Raw genomic sequence first — 5,704 nt, forward strand, 5'->3', positions numbered from 1 at the left:
TTAAGATTTTTTTGTATACAAAAGAGTCAAAAATCGTATTTAGCTTATTGATTTTAAAAGGAATTGTTTGTAAACAACCATAATAAAAATACCGCATTTTGGACTACTTGCCCAAAATGCGGTAAAAATTAAACAATTTTTAATTAGCAAAGAGTGGCTAGGCTTTTATCGATTAAATGCGTCTTAAATGCGTTCTAATGGATTTTTAGACCCTAGGCGGTATATTGATACCAATAAAAAATTAAAAGCCCTTAGAACGCATTACAGAGCGTTCTAAGGGCTTTTAATTTTTTATTGGTGGGTATGAATATGTTTGTAGTTGAAATATATATTACACGGTAATAATTAAAGGATTATAATTTTTTTGTTTTTGCTAAATTATAGCATTTAAGCCTAGTAAATTCAGTACTTATAAGAATTTCTATAATGGCTCTTTTGCTAAGCCCCATCTCTTTCACCAGATACTCTAATTGTTTGGAGTTTTCAGCATCAATGTAGGTGTCAAGTCTCTTAGAACCTTTATTTAGTTGGTTTTCCCTATACTTTTTTTGATTTTCTGCGTTAGTTTTCATGATAAATAAGCCAGTTGTGTTATTACCGTGTTCCATCTTAGCACAATTATCGATAATAAAAATTAAATTTGGTATTTGTTTTGAGCAAAATTGGAGCGATAAGCCCGTGCCTGCGGCGCCTGTTCCAAGCCGTCGCTATCGCTAAGCTTTTTTGAGCCGTTTTGTGTGTTTTAGCTGTATTTGTATTGTATCTACAATCTAAATACATTTACTTGATTTTTCCCAAAAATAATTTTACAATGCGAATAAATTTATGTGCAATGTGAGCCTAAATTATGACAACTTCAAATCTAAATATCCGTATTGATGACGATCTAAAGAGCCAAGCCAAAGTAATTTTGGACGGTTACGGTATTTCGCCAAGCCAAGCGGTTAAAATGCTGTTCTTAGAGTTAGTAGCTACTCGCAAATTCCCCTTAAGTCTAAGTTATCAGGCAGACTATGCTCCAAATGCAAAAACAATTTTAGCCATGCGTGAACTGGACAACGGCGGTGGCACGCTTTACGCCAATCTTGATGAATTTTTGTCGGAGCATGGCAATGCTACAAATCAAGACCAGTAAAGACTTTGACCGTGATATTCGCAAGATTAAGCTAACAACAAACTTGGTGGAGGTTTTGGCTTGTCTAAGCCGTAATGAAACTTTACCAGTAAAGTACAAAGACCATGCACTAACTGGTAATTGGGGCGGTTGGCGTGATTGTCATGTTGCCAATGATTTGGTTTTGATTTACAAAATTGATGGCGAAATCTTACATTTGGCTCGCCTAAATTCACATTCAGAAGTTTTTGGCTAACCTATCGTCAAAAACAACGCCCTTGCGCTTTTGCCTTAATTGGTTTGGCAATCGCAAGGGCGTTGTTTTATGCCTTAAATCCTAATTTTTCTAAGTACGGGCGGTAAAATTCGGCTTTTTCGGTGTCTAGCAGTTCTTTTTCGATTTTTTTGGCATACTCTGCATAATCCGCACCAGCTGGGGCAAGATGCCCCAGCTCTGATAGCTCTGATAGCTTGCTGGCGAAATAAGCCCTTTGCTTATCGGTCATCTTGACTGGGGCAAGCATGTCAAAAGTGTTGGTATCTCTGCTGTCGCTGTCTTTTTTGGTTTTGATGGCTTGTGATTTGGTTTTTATGGCAAAAGTAAAGCCAACGATTTTTCGCCCCTGCTTGTGTTGGTCGTAAGATATTACAATGTCGGTTTTGTTGGTTATTTCTTTGACCGATGTATCAAGCACACGCTTTTTAAAGTCCGCCATGATGGGGTATTCATGCGGTTTAATCCCTAAACGCCCTCTAAGCTGTCCCACGTCTATTTGTGGGGTCTCGCCCTTGTTACGCCATGCGATGATGATTTCATACAGGCGTGTGGCGTACTTACTATTAAGCCCTGCCACCTGCTCTAAGTCGTAGCTAGTAAAGTGTTTTTCGAGCATGGTTATGAGTGGCACAACGGCAGGGGCAAAAGTCATGTCTACCGAGCTTTGTTCGGTGTTGTATGCGATTTCAGACACCCAACGGCTCGTAGCTATCCTTACGCCCTTTTTCGCCTGCTCTGTGTAGCTAAATTGGCGTTCAAACAAGGTCTTGCACGCCCCTTTGATGTTTTCGTACACGCTCCGCCCCTGCACGCTGTACACGTCTATGTAGTCCGATACGCTGATATGTATCTTAGTTGTTGCCGTGAGTTCCTGCCCTGTTTGGCGCGCCTGTGCGATTGCAAGCAAGATGAGCCGCTGCTCAATTAAATCAAGGCTGTAACTCGCATTGATTAAGGCATTATCTTTGACGACTAGGTTTTTTGACATGGTGTGAAATTCCATATAATGACAATTTTATATTTGTCATTATATAGACTTGTTTTTATTTGTCAATATTAGTCCCTAAAACGTCCACATATCTTCCCTAAAACGTCCACATATCTTCCCTAAAACGTCCACATATCTTCCCTAAAACGTCCACATATAAACTCTGTAACCCTTTATTTACAATGGTTTGCGGTTGCCTAAAAGTATTAAAAGTATTAAAAGTATTAAAAAAGAGCCAAAACCGAGTGCTTCTTTCGGTTTTGGCTCTTTTTTTGTTAATTTTTTTGCTTTTAATTGATTGTGTTATACTACGGATATGGTTAATTAGTTTAGGGGGTTATCATGTCGGCGGTATTAGATCATGATTTTGACATCGATCTCGAGCGTCAAGAATTAGCAAGGCAGGCAGAACAAACGGCATTTGAGCTTGAGGGTTTAGAAGCGTTAAGACACTATCAAGCAACAGGGCTACATATCACAGGCGATGAATTAAAAGCATATATCAGCAATTTGGCAAATAGTGGATTGGCGGAGCTGCCCCAATGCCACAGTTAAAATTATCCCAAAACGCTGTAGCTAACTTGGCGGAGCTAGATTTATCAGCTGCAGCACTCGACAAACTTAGCAAGGCTTTTGATCTAGTTTGTGTATTCCCTAATGCTGGTCAATTATCAGAACGAGCAAAGGAGCAAGGCGAAAATATGCGAGAGAAGTCGGTAAGGGTCGGTAAGCGTGGTTATTCGTTCTTGTATTATCACAACCAAAATCATGATGAAATTGTGGTTCTAGCGGTAAAAGCATCCCGACAAAACATTTTTAATATCTTAGATTGAGCTGTGATGCCCCTATTTGCTCTTCTAAATTCTTTTTGGTGTGGTAGTACCACACAACATCGCAGAGCCAAAATTGGTTTGGCAATCGCAAGGGCGTTGTTTTATGCCTTAAAACCTAATTTTTCTAAGTACGGGCGGTAAAATTCGGTTTTTTCAGGATCTAATAGGTCACTCTCAATCTTTTTGGCGTATTCTTTCATACTCATTCCGATTGGTGCATAGTCGCCAAGCTCTCTTAGCTCTGCCAATTTGCTAGCAAAGGTTTGGCGTTGCTTGTCGGTCATCTTGATTGGGGAAAGCATATCAACCGTGTTTGGGTCTCGGCTCTCATTTTCTTTTGTCTTTTTAGTCTTTTCTTTCAACTCAAAAGTAAATTTGACTGCAACAAATTTACGCCCTTTTTTGATAAGTTCATATTTGGCTTTTAATGGCGATTTCTCGTTGATTTCTTTGATAGCAGGGTCAATAACACGCTTTTTAAAATCTGCAGTTAATGGGTACTTATCAAGCAACATCAGCATAAAACGCAAATCATAAAAATCAAGCTGTGTCCAACCTTTACCAGTCTCTTTGTTTAGGTACTGCATAAATAATTGATAAATGCGGTAGCTGTAAATACTGCTAAATTCCGTCACATCAGATAGTAAAAATTGGGTAAAACTTGCCTTTAAGTCGCTTAGTAGTGGGATAACTTTTTCGTGAAAAACAACCCTAGCAACAATGTTATCATCTGCTTTATGGGTAGGTAGGACATCTATCAGGTTATACATTTTAAGGGCGTTAATGTACTTCTTATAATCCGATGGATTGGGGTATTTTTCTCTTAACTTCTGTTCTGCGTTGCGGTCATAGCGTAATACTTCTGACAACCAATGAAATTCCCTAATCCCTTCGGTAGTCTGTACAAACAGGCTTTTTTTCATTAGTTCCCTTGTTGCTTGGCGTATCTCTTTGGCAACATTATCAGAGTTCGCCCCAAGCTCTATAAAGTCATCACGAGTAATGTAAAATGGGGTTTTAGGGTCTAACGACTCTCTATCAGGGTTCTTAGGGTCATACTTTGGCATTTGCTTTAATGCACAGTAAATCAAGCGTTGTTCATTAACGCTTAGATTGTAGGCTGATGTTACTATGGAATTATCCATTGCGATTAGGTCGTTACTCATTTTAAATTTCCCATTTACTTTAACTATGACACTTATTTTGTTGTCTTTTTATGACAAAGTCAATATGTCATAGTTAGCCGTCTTTTTGTCATAGTTAGCCGTCTTTTTGTCATAGTTAGCCGTCTTTTTGTCATAGTTAGCCGTCTTTTTGTCATAGTTAATTCTCGCAAAGCCTTATGCAGAAAGGGTTTGCGGAGGTCTAAAAACCTTTAAAAACCTTTAAAAATTTATTAAAAAAGGCTATCGCCATTTTTTCTGTGGATAACTCAAATTTTCACTTACTTTTTGAGCTTATTTTTTTGAAAAGACAAAGAAAAAATTACCTGCCCTTGTTCAAGTTTTGCTCTTGACTCTTTGTTCTGATTTCATAGTCTTGTTGGATGGTGTAAGTTTTCTCATCGTGGCTAAGTGTGTAGCTCTTGCCAACTTCAAGATGACTTCTGGTGCTGTGATAGATAATACCGCTTGATGTTTTTTGTAACGTGCCTTTGTCGTTTGATTGGATAATCACACCGCTGTAACGCTGATTCGGCTTGAATTAAATTCTTACCGTGTTAATTTAAATCAACCTATTGAATTTTGAATTGGGTATATGCCACTTCACAATCGTTACCCAAGAATAAAATCTGATTTAGTGCCCAATATTCTCTTGCAGAGGGCTGATTTTCTAACCATACACCACGCAACAAAATCAACCTACCTACAAGTCTTGATATATAAGGCTTGTAGCTGTTTACACTTTAAGATTTTTTTGTATACAAAAGAGTCAAAAATCGTATTTAGCTTATTGATTTTAAAAGGAATTGTTTGTAAACAACCATAATAAAAATACCGCATTTTGGACTACTTGCCCAAAATGCGGTAAAAATTAAACAATTTTTAATTAGCAAAGAGTGGCTAGGCTTTTATCGATTAAATGCGTCTTAAATGCGTTCTAATGGATTTTTAGACCCTAGGCGGTATATTGATACCAATAAAAAATTAAAAGCCCTTAGAACGCATTACAGAGCGTTCTAAGGGCTTTTAATTTTTTATTGGTGGGTATGAATATGTTTGTAGTTGAAATATATATTACACGGTAATAATTAAAGGATTATAATTTTTTTGTTTTTGCTAAATTATAGCATTTAAGCCTAGTAAATTCAGTACTTATAAGAATTTCTATAATGGCTCTTTTGCTAAGCCCCATCTCTTTCACCAGATACTCTAATTGTTTGGAGTTTTCAGCATCAATGTAGGTGTCAAGTCTCTTAGAACCTTTATTTAGTTGGTTTTCCCTATACTTTTTTTGATTTTCTGCGTTAGTTTTCATGATAAATAAGCCAG

General features: G+C 37.5%; 9 protein-coding genes. 4 read left to right on the plus strand and 5 right to left on the minus strand.

The features are described 5' to 3' along the window. Positions 1 to 353: 353 nt before the first annotated feature. A complete protein-coding gene (locus DYD54_RS11230; RefSeq protein WP_115265793.1) occupies positions 354 to 608 on the minus strand; it encodes a RepB family protein in 255 nt (84 codons plus the stop codon). Between the two features lie 239 nt (positions 609 to 847). Between DYD54_RS11230 and DYD54_RS11235 the strand changes: the two genes are divergently transcribed. Then, positions 848 to 1,135 carry a type II toxin-antitoxin system RelB/DinJ family antitoxin gene (locus DYD54_RS11235; protein ID WP_115265794.1) on the plus strand — a complete coding sequence of 96 codons (288 nt, stop codon included), beginning with the start codon at positions 848 to 850 and terminating at the stop codon, positions 1,133 to 1,135. Further along, positions 1,113 to 1,370, plus strand: a complete 258-nt coding sequence (locus DYD54_RS11240) for a type II toxin-antitoxin system YafQ family toxin (protein WP_115265795.1) — start codon at positions 1,113 to 1,115, stop codon at positions 1,368 to 1,370. Before DYD54_RS11235 ends, DYD54_RS11240 begins: the two co-directional genes overlap by 23 nt. Before the next feature lie 67 nt (positions 1,371 to 1,437). Here the strand turns inward: DYD54_RS11240 and repM are convergent, their stop codons facing one another. Next, positions 1,438 to 2,379 carry a replication initiation protein RepM gene (gene repM / locus DYD54_RS11245; RefSeq protein WP_115265796.1) on the minus strand — a complete coding sequence of 314 codons (942 nt, stop codon included), beginning with the start codon at positions 2,377 to 2,379 and terminating at the stop codon, positions 1,438 to 1,440. A 342-nt stretch (positions 2,380 to 2,721) separates the two neighbouring features. On the opposite strand from repM, the gene DYD54_RS11250 reads away from it, so the two are divergent. Further along, positions 2,722 to 2,934 (plus strand): hypothetical protein, encoded by a 213-nt coding sequence (locus DYD54_RS11250; RefSeq protein WP_115265797.1) that lies wholly within the window; start codon positions 2,722 to 2,724, stop codon positions 2,932 to 2,934. Then, the gene (locus DYD54_RS11255) at positions 2,922 to 3,212 is read left to right on the plus strand and encodes a type II toxin-antitoxin system RelE/ParE family toxin (protein WP_115265798.1); all 291 of its coding nucleotides are present in this window, start codon (positions 2,922 to 2,924) and stop codon (positions 3,210 to 3,212) included. The genes DYD54_RS11250 and DYD54_RS11255 overlap by 13 nt, the downstream gene beginning before the upstream one ends. A 101-nt stretch (positions 3,213 to 3,313) precedes the next feature. On the opposite strand, the gene DYD54_RS11260 is transcribed toward DYD54_RS11255, so the two are convergent. From DYD54_RS11260 to DYD54_RS11270, 3 genes are all read right to left on the minus strand, one after another. Next, positions 3,314 to 4,378 carry a RepB family plasmid replication initiator protein gene (locus DYD54_RS11260; protein ID WP_115265799.1) on the minus strand — a complete coding sequence of 355 codons (1,065 nt, stop codon included), beginning with the start codon at positions 4,376 to 4,378 and terminating at the stop codon, positions 3,314 to 3,316. 319 nt (positions 4,379 to 4,697) lie between these two features. Then, on the minus strand, positions 4,698 to 4,889 hold the full coding sequence (locus DYD54_RS11265) for a hypothetical protein (protein WP_115265800.1): 192 nt from the start codon (positions 4,887 to 4,889) through the stop codon (positions 4,698 to 4,700). Between the two features lie 582 nt (positions 4,890 to 5,471). After that, positions 5,472 to 5,704: RepB family protein (locus DYD54_RS11270; protein WP_218563683.1), on the minus strand; the 233-nt coding region annotated here is incomplete at its 5' end.

The organism is Moraxella ovis, assembly GCF_900453105.1.
Classification (GTDB): Bacteria; Pseudomonadota; Gammaproteobacteria; order Pseudomonadales; family Moraxellaceae; genus Moraxella; species Moraxella ovis.

Bases quoted from the DNA above. Each gene is read 5' to 3' on its own strand.
- DYD54_RS11230 (WP_115265793.1), bottom strand. From the start codon at position 608: ATGGAACACGGTAATAACACAACTGGCTTATTTATCATGAAAACTAAC.
- DYD54_RS11235 (WP_115265794.1), top strand. From the start codon at position 848: ATGACAACTTCAAATCTAAATATCCGTATTGATGACGATCTAAAGAGC.
- DYD54_RS11240 (WP_115265795.1), top strand. From the start codon at position 1,113: ATGCTACAAATCAAGACCAGTAAAGACTTTGACCGTGATATTCGCAAG.
- repM (WP_115265796.1), bottom strand. From the start codon at position 2,379: ATGTCAAAAAACCTAGTCGTCAAAGATAATGCCTTAATCAATGCGAGT.
- DYD54_RS11250 (WP_115265797.1), top strand. From the start codon at position 2,722: ATGTCGGCGGTATTAGATCATGATTTTGACATCGATCTCGAGCGTCAA.
- DYD54_RS11255 (WP_115265798.1), top strand. From the start codon at position 2,922: ATGCCACAGTTAAAATTATCCCAAAACGCTGTAGCTAACTTGGCGGAG.
- DYD54_RS11260 (WP_115265799.1), bottom strand. From the start codon at position 4,378: ATGAGTAACGACCTAATCGCAATGGATAATTCCATAGTAACATCAGCC.